We start from the raw sequence: 17,952 nt of genomic DNA, 5'->3' as shown, positions 1-17,952 counted from the left end.
GTAGGTCCGAACGTAGCTCTTCTTAATAGATGTGAGGCAGTTGAGGCGGTTAACGGTGCTGTGTAAGTGTCTAAATAGGCCATATAAAGTGGCTAAATTGTTTGTAAATTTTGACGGTTATCATTTGATTCTGGAATTCAAAATGTAGGTACAGCGTGGCGGGCCGAAATACCCGAGAATCCTATTTTTAAATTTTTAGGAATAGTGAAGATTTCACATGAGGTGTAACTGGTTTGGATTAGAAGAGAGCTCATTGTTTGGTATTGACTTTTAGGGCAACTTGTTCTCTTATTACCCCTATAAATCTGATAGTCTTTACATATCACTTCATTCAGTTGTAGTATCTATCATTTCTTAACTATTTCGAAATTAATAGATTTCGAGCACATCTACAAAGTAATTCTACAAAATAATTTTAATAGTTTTTATTTTATTGAAATTTACAGCTACAATATAAATTTGTATTTCGATAAATTATCGAAATAGGTTGATAAAAAAATAAAAGTATTTGTACGGAATTTAATGAGCAGGATTACTCAAACCCCACAATTTGGAGAAGCTGCTGAAAATCTGAGTGATATGGAGCGCTTATAGACAAATTGCACCCGGAAGTAGGGTGAACAAATTCTACACTCACCGCATGCAGCATCATACTGGTCATATTCAGGTTTTCCTTGAAGTACTTATTCTGCTTGTTGCAACCGTGAGGCCGGTCGCCGAGGATGGGATGGAAGATGTGGGCCATATGCTTGCGTAGCTGATGCATGCGGCCAGTCGTTGGCGTGAGTTCAACCAAAGAATAGCGTGAAGTGGAATGTTTTCCGATTGAGAATGGCACCTCGGTTCTTTGCAGGGTTTTGTAGGAGGTAAATGCATCCTGTACCGCTCCGTCCTCTCGCTTTAAAGCATAGTCTATCTCTCCGCTATCTGGCGTAAAACCTCTGACAATGGCGTGGTAGATCTTTTTTACCTGACCACTTTGAAACTGCTGCTGCATCAAGCTATTTACTTCATCATTTAATGCAAATAAGAGCACACCAGCAGTCTTGCGGTCAAGACGGTGAACGGGGTTGACTTTTTGTCCTAACTGATCACGAAGCAATTGAACCGCAAAAATATCTGTATCCGCAGCAATGGACGACCTGTGTACCAGTAGCCCGTGCGGCTTATTAATTGCTACCAGATCGTTGTCTTGGTAAATGATGGAGAGTGGAGAGAATGGATTTGAAAGCACCTAAAAAATTGATAAGTCCTTTTCCGTTTTGGAAGTCAGTACCGCGTAGGAGCTTGGTTTTATTCCAAGCAAATAGGGAAAAAGTCGAAGGACTGCGTACTTAAATTTAGTAACATACAATCCGGTAGGATTATTCTTAAATAGCGGCTTGATCACTTCGTCATCATACAAATGACAAATGTCTTTTCTGACCTCGAAATTTTCTGATTTGAGCAAAAACCGAAATAAGGAAGGTGTATAAATATTGATATGACCATAAGACAGAAAATGCTTCAACTTTTGGTCCACATAAAACGAGAAGTCAATGGGTACCTCGAAGATCTGATTTTTGGAAACTCTTTTAATCTCTCTTAAAAGCAATCTTTCATGCTCTACATGCTCCATTACGTGGGAGCAGATTACCAGATCAAAATGATTGTCGGGATATGGGATCTTGTATCCGTCAAATAATAGAATGTCGTTGAGACCACTGATCTTTTTTGCTTTGATCAACTCAATGCCGCTTTCAGAAATCTCAACGCAGTTCATGTCCTGGCAAAAACCCCATTGCGAAAGCCAGCTGAGTATACTTCCCTCTCCTGCGCCTACTTCCAGTACATTTTTGAATGTAATATTTTTGGCTAACTCTACGATATTGAGCGCTTTGAACTTCGCTCCGGTATTACGCCAGTTAACGGAACTTTCATCGTACTGCGAGGAGTATGAATCTTTTACATTATCAGATATTTGCATACAACAAAATGATAGCGCTTAGTTAGTCTTTTTACTATGCCTGATACGGAACCTGATGATCGCCCACAGTACCAGGTACAAAATCCCGAGCAGCATTCCGATCTCCATGCTGAACACCCATGCGGTGCGGTCGAGGATACTTTCAAGAAGGTTGTTGAGGATTGCCCTTGGCTCGTGAATAACATCCCAGCTATTCATCCGTCTGACCCTACCCAAATATACGCCAAAGCCCGCGAGGGGAAGACTGATGACCAACAAGATATTAGCAGTTCGTTTTTCGAAAACACGTCTCCATGAACGGTGGATCCAATAGAGGGATACCAATCCGTTGAAAAGACTCACTTCGGCATAAGAGAAAAGCATAATGATGTCATGCCAGGTCAGATCACGCTGATAATCGACCGTCAAATGCGCCAGATCGGTGATCATGTAGGGCGCATTGGGCAGAAACGCGATCCAGGCCAGACTGAGTATGGTCAACAAAAAAACATTGCTTTCAAAACGCTTGGATAAACTATCAGCCGAAAAAGCGATTATCAGCGGTATCCAGCTCAGGAATAAATTCCAGTCCAGTGAAAAATCAACAGGGGAATTAAAAAGAATGCGGATCAGGTGAAATGTTAAAGCGGCAATGCTCAGCAGCAACAGCAACAAGAGCGAGAACAAACCCTCCATTGTAATAATGGGAGGATCAGAAACGCTGAACTTATAATTCCTTATCCAATCTATCAAACGGTCCAATAGTACTCAATTTAAGTTCATTCATGACGATTTAAATGCAAGGCAAATGAAAAGGAAAAATGGCACACTATGCGCATATCATTGATTTCATCAAATTAAACATTGATATAATCATAATATCCAACATTCCTTTCGCTGCTTACGTCCGACAAACTCTGAATTCAGGCTAGGCCTGAGTAGGATTCTTTTGTTCTTTTCTAGGTTTACGTCTATTCTGTTTGCCTGCGGGTTTGCCAGCAGGGCGGGCTCCCGGGCCTTTTCTTGGTCCCGTGGTGGCACGGAAACGCTTGGGTTCAAACAACGGTGCATCGCCAAGTCCAAGTTCCTGGGTAATGGACCTCTTTTCTACTTCCTTTTCAAAAAGCCGCTCAATCTTAAGAACGTATTTTTGATCCTGTTCATTAATAAAAGTAATGGCGGTGCCTTTTGACTCTGCCCTCGCTGTACGACCGATGCGATGGACATAGTCCTCCGGGTCGCGCGGAACATCGTAGTTGACCACATGGCTCAAATTGTCTATATCTATACCACGGGACAATACATCTGTCGCTACCAGTACGGGAAATTTTCTGTTCTTAAAGTCTCGTAACACAATTTCACGATCTGCCTGCTCGGAATCCGAAGAGATTCCATGCGCGACCATTCCCAATTTGCGCAATGAGCGCACAATGGGTTCAACCGTCGACTTGCGGGAAGTAAACAATACCATACTGGTGCTTTGCTCCTGGCTGAGTAAATGCAGCAGCAAAGGCAATTTCTGCTCGTCTTTGGCCATATAAAACTGCTGATCGATACGATCAACAGGTCTGGAAACAGCCAGTCTGATTTCTTCGGGATTTTGAAGAATTCGTTTGGCGAGCTCTCCTATTTTGGATGGCATCGTAGCCGAAAACATCAATGTCTGCCTCTGAGTGGGTAGAAAACTCATTATTTTGAGAATATCCGCCAAAAAGCCCATATCCAGCATTCTGTCGGCTTCATCGAGAACCAAATGTTTCAGGTCCCGGAAATTGACATAGCCAAGCTGTAAATGCGCGATTAAACGGCCAGGTGTGGCAATTATAATATCTGCACCCTGCGTCAAGGCTTTTTTCTGCTGGTCCCATTCCGGCCCCTTGTTTCCGCCATAAACTGCGATACTGGTAGCTCCCACAAAATAGCCTAGCCCCTGGATTTGCTGATCGATTTGCACCGCCAGTTCACGGGTAGGTACCAGGATCAATGCACCCGTATGGACATTGGTCTCGTGAGCAACCTTATCAAGAATGGGGATCAGGTAAGCGGCGGTTTTACCAGTACCGGTTTGGGCACAGGCTAAAAGATCTTTGCCACTTAGAATGTAGGGAATGGCTTGCTCCTGGATAGGAGTCGCCTGCTGGTAGTTCATAGAGTCCACGGCGCTAAGTACGTCTTCGTGGAGTTCAAATTCATTAAAATTCAAAATTCAGCCTATAAAGCCCGTCAATCCGCTGATTAACAGACGTGTTAAAAAATGAGCTGACTTAAATTTTCCCAGTCAGCAAACCGCTTGATTTGAACAAATATAACAAAAATCGTCCAAAATGAAAAGCGGGGTGGAAAACATGCGGGCAAGATTCTGCCCTACATGCTCGCCACCCCGAAAATTTAATGTGTCAGTCTACGGGTGAAAGCGCTCCGGCCTCCTCGGCAGTGTAAAGTCTGGATTTGGTTATAAAACGAATCCCCAATGGAATTTCCAGCGAAAAACTAGACCCGCGCCCAGGTGTTATGTCGATCGTCAATTGAGTGTGTTTCCAGTATTCAAATTGATCCCGGCTCATGTAAAACCCGCAGCCCGCGATTTCCCCCAACAACACATCACTATCCGATGTACGGAACTCTCCTTTTGGAAAACACATGGGCTGCGAGCCGTCACAACAACCGCCACTTTGATGAAACATCAACTCTCCATTTTCCTGTCGTAGTTTCTCTACTATTTTCTCAGCTTCCGCCGTGATCAATACCCTGCTTGTCATAAGATCAAAAGAAGCCCAGCTTATTCTTGTCGTAAGAAATCAGCATGTTTTTGGTCTGGCGATAATGGCCTAGCATCATTTTATGGTTTTCACGTCCGAAACCAGATTTTTTATAACCTCCAAATGGCGCATGTGCCGGGTAGGCGTGATAGTTGTTAACCCAAACCCTACCCGCCTGAATGGCGCGCGGCACCTGGTAAATCTCATGCGCATCACGCGTCCACACGCCCGCGCCCAGCCCGTACAAGGTATCATTGGCAATAGCGATGGCTTCCTCCGTCGTTTTGAAAGTAGTCACACACACTACCGGCCCGAAGATCTCTTCCTGAAACACCCTCATTTTATTATGCCCTTTGAAAATGGTGGGTTTAATATAGTACCCACCTGAAATCCCATTCTCAAACTTCTGCGCGTCCCCGCCGGCCAGCACCTCTGCCCCTTCTTCCTTACCAATTTTCAGGTATGAAAGGATTTTTTCATACTGGTCATTGGAAGCCTGAGCGCCCATCATGGTCGTACTATCGAGCGGATGGCCCATTTTGATTGCATTGGTACGCTCGATGACCCGGCTGATAAATTTGTCATAAATGCTTTCATGCACTAAAATCCGTGACGGACAAGTACAAACCTCTCCCTGGTTTAATGCAAACAGTACGGCGCCCTCGATCGCCTTGTCAAAGAATGCATCATCTTCATCGGCGATTGACGGGAAGAAAATATTGGGAGACTTACCGCCTAGTTCCATGGTGACAGGAATAAGGTTATCGGAAGCGTACTGCATAATCAGACGGCCCGTAGTGGTCTCTCCGGTGAATGCTACTTTGGCCACTCGCGGCGAGGAGGCAAGCGGCTTACCTGCCTCCACTCCAAAACCGGTCACAATGTTCAAAACACCAGCAGGCAAAATACCACCAATCAGCTCCATTAGCACCATAATAGAAGTTGGCGTCTGCTCAGCAGGTTTGACCACCACGCAGCAACCAGCAGCCAGTGCCGGGGCAATTTTCCAGGTAGCCATCAGCAGCGGGAAATTCCACGGGATGATCTGCGCTACCACGCCCAGCGGCTCATGCAAATTGATACAAACCGTATTTTCGTCATGCTCGGACACACTCCCCTCTTCTGCGCGGATCACCCCCGCGAAATACCGGAAATGGTCCACACAAAGCGGAAGATCCGCCGCGCGGGTTTCACGGATAGCCTTACCATTGTCAATGGTTTCCACAATGGCCAGATATTCCAGATTATCCTCAATGACCTGAGCGATTTTTAAAAGTAGGTTGCTTCTGTACGTAGCGGCGGACTTGCTCCATGCTGGGAATGCGTTGTGCGCTGCGTCGAGCGCGTTTTCAATATCTTCTTTGGTGGACCTTGCAGCGCTGGTGAAAACCTGGCCATCAATGGGTGAGACGTTTTCAAAATACTCACCTTTAACCGGCTCTACAAACTTGCCGCCAATAAAATTACCGTACCTCTCCTTAAATTCAGGCCTTTTTGCCAGCGTTTCGTTGACCTTAGGTTTGCTTTCGATTGTTGGGTTTTCGGTGGTCGTATCCATACTTTAAAGGTTAATTTTAAATGAATAATGAATACAAACCTAACTTGATAGCACGTTAATCAATGGTACGATTGTTCCAGATTGTAGGATAAATATCTCATTTTATCAAAAAAGATTTATATTTATTTATAAGGCGTTAAGTTGCGAACCGAAACGTTTAACTTGGGCTTTACCAGACATTTCAAAGCTATGGCAGCAGGTTATAGATTAAATCAGGTGGCAGTTTCAGGTGAAAAGTCCCTTAAAACGCTGGTCGAAAACCGCCGGGCTTTCACGTTGGACAATTGTGAGCTGAATTTGTTTGAAACATTGCAGCCTTCCCTGCTGGTACCGCTTACTTTTTCGGATTTCGTGATTACCAGTATGCTCCGGGGCAAAAAGGTGATGCATTTATTCGACAAGCCAGGCTTTGACTATCTACCTGGCGAAACTGTGTTGGTACCGGCCAATGTGACGATGAAAATTGATTTTCCAGATGCGAACCTGGACAATCCAACGCAATGCATTGCGCTGGCATTGGACCAAAATAAAATTCAGCATATCGTAGACCGCCTCAACGAGACCTATCCACGAGAAGGTAAACATCAGTTTTGGAACCTGCATCATAACCAGTACCATTTTCTCAATAACCTGGAACTGGCCCAGACACTCAATAAGCTCATCCGTATTTGCTCGGGATCTGCACTGGGGAAGGATATTTTGGCCGATCTGACATTACAAGAACTGATTGTTCATATTATTCAGACCCAAAACCTGGCGGCTGTGGAAGAGGGCGCATACTCCAATGAAGATAGTCCGCTGGCGTTTGTGGTCAACTATATCCGTGCTAATATCAGTGAGAAGATCCATGTGGAAGAGCTCAGCGAAAAGGCATGCATGAGCAGGACATCATTTTACCGGGCCTTCAAAAGGGAATTCAGCATCAGCCCGCTGGATTTTATTTTAAATGAGAAGATCAAAAAAGCAAAAAATTTATTGTCAGCGACTAAGGCCAGCATTTCCGATATATGCTATCAGCTAGGCTTTTCAGATCTGAATTACTTTGGCAGGCAGTTCAGAAAATCGGAAGGAATCTCCCCTACCCAATATCGCTCCATGTCACAGGGAAATGAAGCCGGCACCAGCATCTAACTCTTCACTTTCAACCTGTTAATAAGCATGATTGCGCGATCTATGCGAACCTGCACAGATTTGGCTCCGGCAACATAATGGATAATCCCACGCTTGTGACTGGGTAAAAGCTGATCGAATAACTGATTGCCCTCTTCATCCATTGCTAGCAGTTCCTGTAATTCTTCGGGCATGTCTCTTCCAAATTCACTGTCATCCTTCCAGATCCGGACTGAAAGTTTTTGACCTAAAACAAACTTCCCCTGTTGCCTGAGTGGTGTACCGACATTGATGTAAAAGCCACCATCACCTTTCGGCCGGATCGCGCATTGAAACTCTACCATATCATTCAGTATGCAACGCACTCTTGCAGGGCGTCTTCCTTCCACAAATTGCCGGGCGATTGAGTCGGGTACCATGATATAAAACACGCCTCCCTTTGCAGGAAGGCGGTCGAGTACAGATTCGAAATGAATATTGTTTTCCATAACCAAAAATGGAAATGCATCGCGAGTTACGGCATTACTCAGTTAACGGCCTTACTTTAATGTCTTTATACAAAACGACGCTCTTCGGATCATGCGCTTGCAGAGCAAATGTGCCGGATTTCAGGAACTTGTTTTTCATATCCCCTTCTCTTTTGTCCACATCTTTCTCCTCATAGTCCACCACTACTTTATCATTGATTTTAATGGTAATGTGTTTTCCTTCCACTTTGATATATTCTGTATACCACTCATTGTCTTTGACATAAGTTTCCTTTACATCGACAACATTATACAGGCTACCGGTTCTCTTATAATCAGTATGCGACTGGTTAACCTGCACTTCGTAACCCTGTGAAGGCCAGCCATCTTCCTGATAGGTAGTATGGATAAAGATCCCTGAATTAGCACCTGGTTTGGTCATAACGGTCGCTTGAAATTCAAAGTTTTTGAACATATGGTTTTTAACAGGCCCGTCATAAAACAAATGCGCGCGCGGGCCCGCAACCTGAATATTGCCATCCACAATGGTAAAGGACGTTGCATTGGCGCCGATCTTCCAGCCGTCAAAGTTCTTACCGTTATAAATGGATATCCAGCCGTCCTGAGCGCTCGCCGGGGTCAATGTCATCAGGCTTAACAAAAAAATAATACTTAGTAACCCAATTCCTTTTTTCATATGATGTTCGGTCTTGTTAGTGAAAAATGATGATCATTTATTGCGATTTTCAGAAAGTAAATCCTCAATACCGCAAAAACTACTGCTTATTAACAAACTATTATGTACTTGATCCGATCATTCTGTTGCCGTCTAAACTAGCCGGGATTACATATTAGGGTATCTTTGCAGTCCGAAATGCTGCGTCATGAATAATCCTTACATATCCCTTTTAGCCACGGCCTGGCGCTATGCGCGTCAACAACGCAAACGATACCTGCTTATTTACGGCATGTTTGTGATGGCCAACATTGTGCTGGCCATGAATCCATTGTTGTACGGCTGGTTTATCCAATCATTCCAAAAAGATCCCGATGCCGCATTGGATAATGTGTGGCTATACGCCGGTGGTTATTTTGCATTAATGCTTCTTGAATGGGCTTTTCATGGCCCGGCCAGAGTGATGGAGCGCAAACTAGCCTTTGATCTGAGCAGGAATTTTCTGGACGAAATGTACCATCAGGCGCTGCATCTTCCCATCAAATGGCACCAGGACCACCACAGCGGGGCGACCATTAACCGGATTCGCAAGGCGTATGAGGCGCTTCGTGATTTCTTTCAGAATGGATTCATGTTCCTGCACGCATTTGCCAAATTCGTCTTTTCGTTTATTGCAATATTATGGTTCTCGCCTGTATTCGGGGCGATTGGCGTGCTGATCGGGCTGATCAACATCTGGGTTATATTCAAATTCGATAAGCCCTTCATCAAGGCGCTGGACGAAACTAATGAAAAGGAACACGTTGTTTCCTCCACCTTGTTCGACAGCCTTTCCAATATTATTACCGTGATCACACTGCGTCTGGAAAAACGGATGAAGATTAGTTTGATGGGCAAAGTCGGCGAGGTGTTTCCACCTTTTCAAAGATCTGTTGTGATTAATGAATGGAAATGGTTTGTCGCCAGTCTGTTCATCGCCGTCATTTACATTGTGGTCACCGCTGGCTATGTTTATCAGAACTATATTCCCGGTCAGTTATTTCTGGTCGGAGGTCTTGTGACACTTCTGAGCTATGTGAATCAATTTACCAGTGTATTTCAAGACATTGCCTGGCAATATACCGAGATCATCCGATACAATACCGAAGTCCAAACAGCCCGGCACATTGGTCAAACATACGAGCAGCAACACCGCCCGGAGGCCTCAGAGGATTTGCCCAAAGCTTGGCAAGAAATTCATATCTCCAACCTGAACTTCTCACATGGTGAGGTCTATGATAGCGAAAAAGGCGCCCATAGTCTTCATGGGTTAGATATTCGGATTCGCCGCGGGCAGCGAATTGCTTTCATCGGTGAAAGCGGCAGCGGAAAGAGCACATTGCTGGCATTGCTGCGGGGCTTGTACCAGCCAGAGGAAGGCACAAATGTCAGTATTGATGGCACTACCGCTGGCATTGAGTTGCTGGCAGATCATGTAACATTATTTCCGCAGGACCCCGAGATATTTGAAAATACCATCTATTATAACATCACCCTTGGCTTGCCATTTGAGCAGCACGACATCTTCCAGGTTTGTGAAACTGCGCATTTCGCAGACGTTATTCATAAACTCCCAAATGGTCTGGAATCTAATATTCAGGAAAAGGGCGTGAACCTATCAGGAGGCCAGAAGCAGAGGCTGGCACTAGCCCGCGGAATCCTTGCGGCCCGAAGTAGTGCTATTGTACTTCTCGACGAACCCACCAGCAGTGTAGATCCCAAAACCGAGGCATTGATTTACGACAACATGTTTGCCGAATTTGCAGGAAAAGCGGTTATCTCCACGCTTCACCGGTTGCATTTACTAACCAAATTCGACTACATATATATACTCCGTGACGGCTACATTGTAGACGAAGGTACATTCTCAGATCTTCGCAGGAATAGTGCATTTTTTCAGGAGTTGTGGAGGCATCAGGAGGCGTTGTCGGGGGAGTGAAAACTGGCTGGGTTTGTATCTACAAGTTCACTTAAAAGTGCTGGTCTCATAGAATAATTCAAATCAAGACAACGTTTTCGACAACCTGCGGCATAAAGATCAATCGGCTTCTATTTGTATAGCAGGTTCAATTGTAACCAAAATGAGAGTATTTAGATATTAATTTTATCTTGGACTAAGGAAAAGAAGGGATTCTGGCACTATGTGGCGCAAGGGATAGGCAGTGGAAAGATGCAAAAGAATAATACAATTTTACCTTTTTATGTAACCGACAAAAATTTCAACATAATATTCTGTCAAGAGTTATTTTTTTTATCTTAAATTTGTCCAACTTTAACAAACTCAAAATTCCGGTCGAAAGGTTGTAATACTGTTATCACGTTTTAACCCCGTCAGACCGAAATTCGTATGCTCAACTGGTTATTCGATACTAAAAAAAATAAGGATGTAAGTTTAGACCGGATAGGAATAGACATTCATTCGCACCTCATCCCGGGAATTGATGATGGCGTTGAAACAGTGGAAGAAGCCGTTGCGATGGCCTCAAAAATGCAGGCGCTAGGCTTTTCACATATTGTTACTACCCCTCACATAATGTGGGATTGTTATAAGAACACACCTGAAATTATTCTATCAGGACTACAAAATGTTCGACAGGGCGCAGCAGAGGCTGGTCTTACAATCAAAATAGATGCCGCGGCAGAATACTTTATTGACGAACACTTTAACGAGCTGCTGGTTACCGGACAGCAATTTCTGACACTTCCCGGCAATCGCCTACTTGTGGAACTTCCGTATTCCACTCCTCTGATGAATACCGCTGAAACACTGTTTTCAATTATTAAAAATGGTTACCAACCTGTTTTAGCCCATCCTGAACGATATACCTACTTCTATTCTGATCCGTCGGTATATAAGAAGCTTGCTGACCAGGGCTGCGAATTGCAGGTCAATATTTTGTCATTAACAGGATATTACGGAGAAAACATTACGAAAATGGCTGAATGGCTTCTGCGTAACAATTTGATTACTTTTTTAGGCACTGATGCGCACAAAATCCAGCATTTAGACATGATTCAGAAGAGTAACAAGAATAACTGGATTTCGAAATATCCATTCCAAAACGAAAAACTTATAAATATTTAATGACAGTAATTGAATTTATTCTATATTTGTCATAGATTTCGTCAACTCGTATACTTGTACATTCCCAAGAATCTACCTGATTACCTTTGTTCTGATTGTTTTCACACTTAATTCCTAACAGAAGTATTTTCCAAGGACTACGATTAGCAAATAGGAAGAAGAGGAACATAATCGACTGAATTACAATCATTTAAAATAAAGTAAATTTTACTCATCGCTTATTTATGAAATTGCATCCCAGGCATTTGACAAAATTTGTTTCTTTATTCATTATCGCATCCATGGCGATAATTGGAGGAACAACATCCTGCGTTTCACCCAAAACGATTGTATATTTCCAAGGAGATTCTACACGATACTCATCTCAGGAAATAACTCAGAAATACATTCCCAAACTTCAACCAAGCGACATTTTATCCATTATTGTGGGAAGTTTGAATACCGAGGCAAATGAAGTTTTTAACACGCCAAACCTCTTCACCACCGCAAGTACTAACTACTCAAGTGTTGGAGGCGCAAGGGTGCAGCCATTAGGATACTTGGTCGACATTGAAGGAAATATAGAAATTCCCCTGGTAGGCAAAATGAAAGTAGCCGGACTGACAACCTCTGATGCAGCCGATTCAATACGTATTCGTCTTCAAAACTTTCTTAAAGAACCCTCGGTAATTGTCCGCAACTTAAACTTTAAAATATCAGTATTAGGAGAGGTTAAGCTCCCTGCTGTCTATGTAATTCCTGACGAGAAAATAACGCTTCCCGAAGTGCTCAGTCTCGCGGGAGACCTTACAATATATGGGAACCGTGCTAATGTGATGATCATTCGCGAAGAAAACGGGAAAAGAGAATATGCACGCATTGACCTTACTTCAAGAGATGTTTTTAACTCTCCGTATTATTACCTCCATAAAAATGATGTGATCTATGTTGAACCGGTAAAGGCGAGAATGCTGGATACGGACAGCAGGATAAGGACTGTACCGCTTCTCGTGACAATCGTTGGGGGATTAAGTACACTTGGTATTCTTATCTTGAATCTAACCAAGTAAACAAGCAGTTAATTTAGAAGCTTATCAGACTCAACTTATGAAAGATAACAATTCAAATGGCCTTACAAGAGATTTTCTCGAAGAAGAAGAAGATCAAGATTTCAACTTGAATGAATATATCAGACGGTATTTCAGGTATTGGTATTTGTTTCCTATATTCTTGTTTCTTGCTCTAACGGTGGCTTTCTTTTATCTACAGATCACCCAACCTATCTATAGTACAAGAACAAGTATACTTATTAAGGATGAAAATAAGGGATTGAGTGGTGCACAAGGTGATATTTTATCAGAATTAAGTAGCCAGTTTGGTGGTAACAAGTTAGTAGAAAATGAGCTTGAGATAATAAGATCTCAGACTTTGATGGAGCAAGTGATCAAGGAATTGAATCTGGATGTTTCTTACACTTCGAAGAGCGGTTTAAGAACTGTGAACCTTTATAAAACCAGCCCAATCATTGTCAAGGCTGAGGTGATCAATCCTTTTGGCTATCAAGAGCCTTTGATTATTCATATGGAGGACAGTACCCATTTTCGATTTAACGACGAAGACAAGCTTTTCACTTTCAATCAACGGTTTAACAACGCTTGGGGAGCATTTGTGGTTACAAAGGGCACTGACTCGGAATTCGAAGACGTTGAAGTTCATTTTACCGAAGTCAAAAACCTTGCCGAAGGAATGTTAAATCGACTATCAGTAGAACAACCAAATATAAAGAGCACGGTACTAGAATTGATTTTTGAAGATTCTGACGTTCAGCGTTCAAAAGATGTCCTTAACAAGCTCCTGGACGTATATGTACAGTCGTCTTTGAGTGACAAAAATAGCGAGGCGAGTAACACCCTGAAATTTATTGAGAACCGTCTCGGCCTTATCACAGGAGAATTGGGCGATGTTGAAAAAGATGTCGAGTCCTATAAGACTAATCAGGGTATCACAGATATTAGTGCAGAGTCGCAGCTTTTCCTGGAAAACATTAAGGAAAATGATTCTAAACTTAATGAGGTGAATACCAAAATAAGCATTCTTGAAAGTGTCGACAACTATATTCAGAATGCCGGCGAAGGAGCCGTAGCTCCCGCAACCTACATGATCGATGATCCCGTTTTGGTTTCTCTTTTGACCAAATTTAATGAGCTCGAACTTCAGAGAGAACGCTATGCAAGAACGACTTCACCAAACAATCCATTGCTTCAGACCATCAATACCCAGTTGTCAGGTACTCGCCAGTCAATTCGGGAAAATGTTCAAAATTTAAAGCGCGGAATGGCTGTTACCAAACGAAACCTTGAGGGAATTAACACCAGATTTTCTGCAGGACTTCGTAGCATTCCGAAAAAAGAAAGGGAGTTTGTCGGAATTAAGCGCCAGCAATCCATTAAAGAAGAACTATATCTTTATTTGCTTCAAAAACGAGAAGAAACGGCACTGGCATACGCGTCCACTGTTACTGATAGCAGGCTTATTGACGCTCCGATTTCAACTTTCCATCCCATTAAACCAAAGAGGTCTTTAATCTGGTTGGGCTCTGGAGTTGCTGGATTGGTTATACCTTTATTGATCATCAATCTCTTGTTCATGCTCAAAAATACTGTGCAAAGAAGAGAGGAAATTGAAAAGGTCACCCATGCTTCTATCCTTGGAGAGATCGGACAAATGAAAAACACTATAAACGGTGTCCCAGGTGAAGAGTCTATCATAAAAATGACGAGCCGAAGCGCTGTTGCTGAACAGTTCCGAGCGTTAAGAACCAACCTTCAGTATCTTGGAGACGGTAGCTGTCGGGTTATTATGTTTACCTCCTCAATTGGTGGTGAAGGAAAAAGTTTTATCAGTATCAACCTGGCAGCAAGTTTAGCTTATTCAGATAAACGAGTGCTTTTAATAGGCCTTGATTTGCGTAAACCAACATTGCACGAACGCCTTGGAGTCCCCAACAGGGTTGGTGCTTCTAACTGTCTGATTGGTCAGGGGCATTACGAGGATTTCGTTCAGTCTACCGGCGTTCACCCGAAATTTGATGTTCTTACCAGCGGGCCTATCCCTCCTAACCCATCCGAGCTTTTAAGTAATGGAAAACTCCCGTTGCTTTTGGCCGAAATGCGTGAGCAATATGACTACATCTTAATCGACTCTCCACCATACGGGCTTGTTACCGACTCTGCTTTAATAGCAGAACATGTGGATGCTACCCTATACATTGTACGATTTAATTATACAATTATAGATCACCTTAAACGTATCGGTGACTTACAGAGAGCAAGAAGATTTTCTAACTTATCTGTAATTTTCAATGGAGTAAATTATGGCGCTGGCTATGGCTATGGCTACGGATACGGCGGATATGGTTATGGATACTATTCCGAAGAGTCCGAAAGTAAAGCGAAAAATGTTGGATCAAAGCTTAAAAAATTAGTCGGATTAGGCTAACATTTGAGAACGTATCATCCAGTTATGATTATTCTTATTTCGCAATAATGACATTTTTTCAATAATCACGATAAATGTCGATTTTTGGCCCAAAATTCATTCTGTGCTAAAAATTGGAATTACTGACAAATTGAATTATTTTTAGTAATTCCAATTTATACTAGTGAGCTAGTTTAACAACTCAACGTGATATGAAAAAAGAGAAACTATCCAAAGGCTACTTATCCGCTTTTCCTAAGCAACTACTCGTGACCTTATCTGGAAACCACAAACTGATATCATTAACGGTTTAGGTGTCCTTTTGCGAGTGTTGAAGTCTAATCGTCACTTATTTTTGTAGTCATTATTAAGCAACCCTTTCAAATTGCATTGCTTAATAATGATTTTCCTGGCAACCAACTATTTAAATGTCTTGCAATAAATAGAAATGGCAAGTTCGATCTATAACTGTATTCTCAGGAAGCTTATTTAGAAAACTGGTTTATTAATCTCAACGTTAATTAAAAAAATGTCAAGTCTGATCCATGTCATCTTGTCCGGAGGTGTTGGAAGCCGCTTATGGCCCGTTTCCAGAAAATCAATGCCCAAACAGTATATTCCCATGTTTGGTGACAAATCCCTATTTCAATTGACGGCCGAACGAAACAAACATCTCGTAGGCAGAGCACTCGTCGTTGGTAATAAAGACAACTTTTTGTTGTCGCAAGCCGACATGTTAAGAGCGAGCATTGAATCCTTTGATGAAGTTATTGAAGCAGCCCCTAGAAATACAGCAGCTGCCATCGTTTTTGCTGCATTGTCAGCAAATCCAGATGACATTTTGCTTGTTACTCCGTCCGATCACATTATTACTGATGCGGAGGCATACGCCTTAGCTATCCAAGAGGCCGTTTCGCTGGCCCGGAGTGGATCACTGGTAACATTTGGAATAACACCCACTAAACCAGAAACAGGCTATGGCTACATTGAATTTGAGGCCAACAGCGTAATCTCTTTCAGAGAAAAACCAGATCTAAGCACAGCCAAGGTATTTTTGGAAGCAGGAAATTTCTTATGGAATAGCGGTATGTTTTGTTTTCAGGCAGGCACCTACCTCAGCGAATTGGCAAAATTTGAACCTGAAATCTTATCTACATCTACTGATGCATTTGACCTAAGGGCGGATGGATTTCTACCGGAATTTGAGACTATGCTCATTCCATCCAAAAGCATTGACTATGCGGTAATGGAAAGATCGGACAAGATAAAGGTGGTCAAAGCTAACTTTGGCTGGTCGGATCTGGGTTCTTTCGAATCTATTTGGGAGCACTGGGAGGGACAGGGTGAAAAGCACAGGTTCATTCAAAACAACTGTGTTGTTGGCTCCACCAAGCACGTTGAGTTCCTTGGTGTCGATAATATTGTACTGGTAGAAACTAGCGACGCTATTTTAGTCTTAGCGAAGAATAGTTCACAGGACGTTAAAAAAATCTATGAAAAGTTAGAAAGGGAGAAACCGGAACTTGTTCAATAACACAACTTCATTCATCCCATTCAGTTTTTCAACCGATCCAAAACATCAGAGGCAAATAGACATGGAAAAAAACGCTAAAATATATATTGCTGGACACCGTGGAATGGTAGGATCAGCAATCTTCAGGGCTTTAAAACAACAAGGTTTTGAAAACATTGTAACCAGAACTTCATCTGAATTAGACCTAAGGAATCAGCAAGCCGTAATAGATTTCTTTGACGAAGAAAAGCCTGCTTACGTATTTCTCGCCGCCGCCAAAGTGGGAGGAATTGTAGCTAACAATACATACAGGGCCGATTTTATATATGAAAATTTGATGATTGAGTCCAACATCATCCATCAGTCTCACGTCAATGGTGTAAAAAAACTGATGTTCCTGGGCTCATCATGTATTTATCCAAAACTCGCTCCACAGCCACTAAGAGAAGATTATCTATTGACAGGTTTATTGGAAGAAACCAACGAACCCTACGCAATAGCTAAAATTGCAGGGATAAAATTGTGTGAATCCTATCGTGACCAGTACGGTTGCAATTTCATTAGCGCAATGCCGACTAACCTGTATGGTTACGGCGATAACTACAATTTGCATAATTCGCACGTTCTTCCAGCGCTTATCCGTAAATTCCATGAGGCAAAGCAGGAAAATAAGCCGTTCGTGGAAGCTTGGGGAACGGGTTCTCCAAAACGAGAATTTCTATTTGCTGACGATCTGGCCGAAGCCTGTCTTTATCTAATGGAAAACTACGATGGTCGCGAACTAGTGAACATCGGTACAGGTGAGGACCTTTCCATCAAAGAATTGACTGAACTTGTCGCGCAAATAACCGGCTATCAAGGGGAAATTAAATGGGACACATCTAAGCCCGATGGCACTCCCCGAAAACTGATGGATGTATCGAAACTACACGCTCAAGGCTGGAAACATACTGTTGAGCTTCCTGAGGGTGTTGCTCTCGCTTATGAAGACTTCTTGAAAAATCAGGAAATCTACGCTGTATAAATTTTCTATGGGCTAACAGCTTTGGCCTGTTGGCTCTTTAACCAATCAAACTCAACAAAATATGTCAAAAGTTGCATTAGTCACAGGGGTGACAGGACAGGACGGAGCTTATCTGACTGAACTTCTATTGGAAAAAGGATATACTGTTCATGGGGTAAAGCGTCGTAGCTCTTTATTCAATACTGATCGTATTGACCACCTTTATGAGGATCCTCACGTTACCAATCCCAGATTCGTTCTGCACTATGGCGATTTGACGGATTCAATGAATTTGACACGCCTGATTCAGGATGTTCAACCTGACGAAATCTACAACCTGG

16 protein-coding genes are annotated in these 17,952 nt (G+C 42.7%); 8 read left to right on the top strand and 8 right to left on the bottom strand.

The genetic code is table 11. The features are described from left to right. Window positions 1-532: 532 nt before the first annotated feature. From ABIO93_RS31650 to ABIO93_RS31625, 6 genes are all read right to left on the bottom strand, one after another. Window positions 533-1,234, bottom strand: a complete 702-nt coding sequence (locus ABIO93_RS31650; RefSeq protein ID WP_348074049.1) for a pseudouridine synthase — start codon at window positions 1,232-1,234, stop codon at window positions 533-535. Further along, window positions 1,235-1,966 carry a class I SAM-dependent methyltransferase gene (locus ABIO93_RS31645; protein WP_348074048.1) on the bottom strand — a complete coding sequence of 244 codons (732 nt, stop codon included), beginning with the start codon at window positions 1,964-1,966 and terminating at the stop codon, window positions 1,235-1,237. A gap of 18 nt (window positions 1,967-1,984) precedes the next feature. Continuing rightward, window positions 1,985-2,707: a DUF1361 domain-containing protein gene (locus ABIO93_RS31640; protein WP_348074047.1), complete on the bottom strand. Its 723-nt coding sequence runs from the start codon at window positions 2,705-2,707 to the stop codon at window positions 1,985-1,987. Between the two features lie 166 nt (window positions 2,708-2,873). Beyond that, window positions 2,874-4,148 (bottom strand): DEAD/DEAH box helicase, encoded by a 1,275-nt coding sequence (locus tag ABIO93_RS31635; RefSeq protein ID WP_348074046.1) that lies wholly within the window; start codon window positions 4,146-4,148, stop codon window positions 2,874-2,876. A 193-nt stretch (window positions 4,149-4,341) separates the two neighbouring features. Further along, window positions 4,342-4,704, bottom strand: coding sequence for a DUF779 domain-containing protein (locus tag ABIO93_RS31630; protein ID WP_348074045.1), 363 nt, complete (start codon window positions 4,702-4,704; stop codon window positions 4,342-4,344). A 4-nt stretch (window positions 4,705-4,708) separates the two neighbouring features. Further along, entirely contained in the window at window positions 4,709-6,262 is a 1,554-nt protein-coding gene (locus tag ABIO93_RS31625) for an aldehyde dehydrogenase family protein (protein WP_348074044.1), read from the bottom strand. 189 nt (window positions 6,263-6,451) lie between these two features. Between ABIO93_RS31625 and ABIO93_RS31620 the strand changes: the two genes are divergently transcribed. Then, complete coding sequence (locus tag ABIO93_RS31620; protein ID WP_348074043.1) at window positions 6,452-7,393, top strand: AraC family transcriptional regulator; 942 nt, start codon at window positions 6,452-6,454, stop codon at window positions 7,391-7,393. On the opposite strand, the gene ABIO93_RS31615 is transcribed toward ABIO93_RS31620, so the two are convergent. Both ABIO93_RS31615 and ABIO93_RS31610 read right to left on the bottom strand, forming a co-directional pair. Continuing rightward, window positions 7,390-7,860 (bottom strand): YdeI/OmpD-associated family protein, encoded by a 471-nt coding sequence (locus ABIO93_RS31615; protein ID WP_348074042.1) that lies wholly within the window; start codon window positions 7,858-7,860, stop codon window positions 7,390-7,392. The genes ABIO93_RS31620 and ABIO93_RS31615 overlap by 4 nt on opposite strands. A gap of 34 nt (window positions 7,861-7,894) precedes the next feature. After that, window positions 7,895-8,536, bottom strand: a complete 642-nt coding sequence (locus ABIO93_RS31610; RefSeq protein WP_348074041.1) for a DUF1080 domain-containing protein — start codon at window positions 8,534-8,536, stop codon at window positions 7,895-7,897. A 187-nt stretch (window positions 8,537-8,723) separates the two neighbouring features. Here ABIO93_RS31610 and ABIO93_RS31605 point away from each other — a divergent pair, with 187 nt between their 5' ends. The 7 genes from ABIO93_RS31605 to ABIO93_RS31575 form a co-directional block, all read left to right on the top strand. Further along, window positions 8,724-10,493, top strand: coding sequence for an ABC transporter ATP-binding protein (locus ABIO93_RS31605; RefSeq protein WP_348074040.1), 1,770 nt, complete (start codon window positions 8,724-8,726; stop codon window positions 10,491-10,493). A gap of 408 nt (window positions 10,494-10,901) precedes the next feature. Next, window positions 10,902-11,639: a CpsB/CapC family capsule biosynthesis tyrosine phosphatase gene (locus ABIO93_RS31600; protein WP_348074039.1), complete on the top strand. Its 738-nt coding sequence runs from the start codon at window positions 10,902-10,904 to the stop codon at window positions 11,637-11,639. Window positions 11,640-11,863: 224 nt separating this feature from the next. Then, entirely contained in the window at window positions 11,864-12,688 is an 825-nt protein-coding gene (locus ABIO93_RS31595; RefSeq protein WP_348074038.1) for a polysaccharide biosynthesis/export family protein, read from the top strand. A 37-nt stretch (window positions 12,689-12,725) separates the two neighbouring features. Next, a complete protein-coding gene (locus ABIO93_RS31590; protein WP_348074037.1) occupies window positions 12,726-15,116 on the top strand; it encodes a polysaccharide biosynthesis tyrosine autokinase in 2,391 nt (796 codons plus the stop codon). 508 nt (window positions 15,117-15,624) lie between these two features. Next, window positions 15,625-16,629: a mannose-1-phosphate guanylyltransferase gene (locus ABIO93_RS31585; protein ID WP_348074036.1), complete on the top strand. Its 1,005-nt coding sequence runs from the start codon at window positions 15,625-15,627 to the stop codon at window positions 16,627-16,629. Window positions 16,630-16,690: 61 nt separating this feature from the next. Continuing rightward, window positions 16,691-17,632 carry a GDP-L-fucose synthase gene (locus ABIO93_RS31580; RefSeq protein WP_348074035.1) on the top strand — a complete coding sequence of 314 codons (942 nt, stop codon included), beginning with the start codon at window positions 16,691-16,693 and terminating at the stop codon, window positions 17,630-17,632. A gap of 61 nt (window positions 17,633-17,693) precedes the next feature. Next, a partial coding sequence (locus ABIO93_RS31575; RefSeq protein WP_348074034.1) for a GDP-mannose 4,6-dehydratase occupies window positions 17,694-17,952 on the top strand: 259 nt, incomplete at its 3' end.

The sequence above is a fragment of the Dyadobacter sp. genome, from assembly GCF_039919315.1.
Lineage (GTDB): Bacteria > Bacteroidota > Bacteroidia > Cytophagales > Spirosomataceae > Dyadobacter.
The sequence above is the reverse complement of the archived record's forward strand: the minus strand, read 5'-3'. Positions and strand labels throughout refer to the sequence as shown.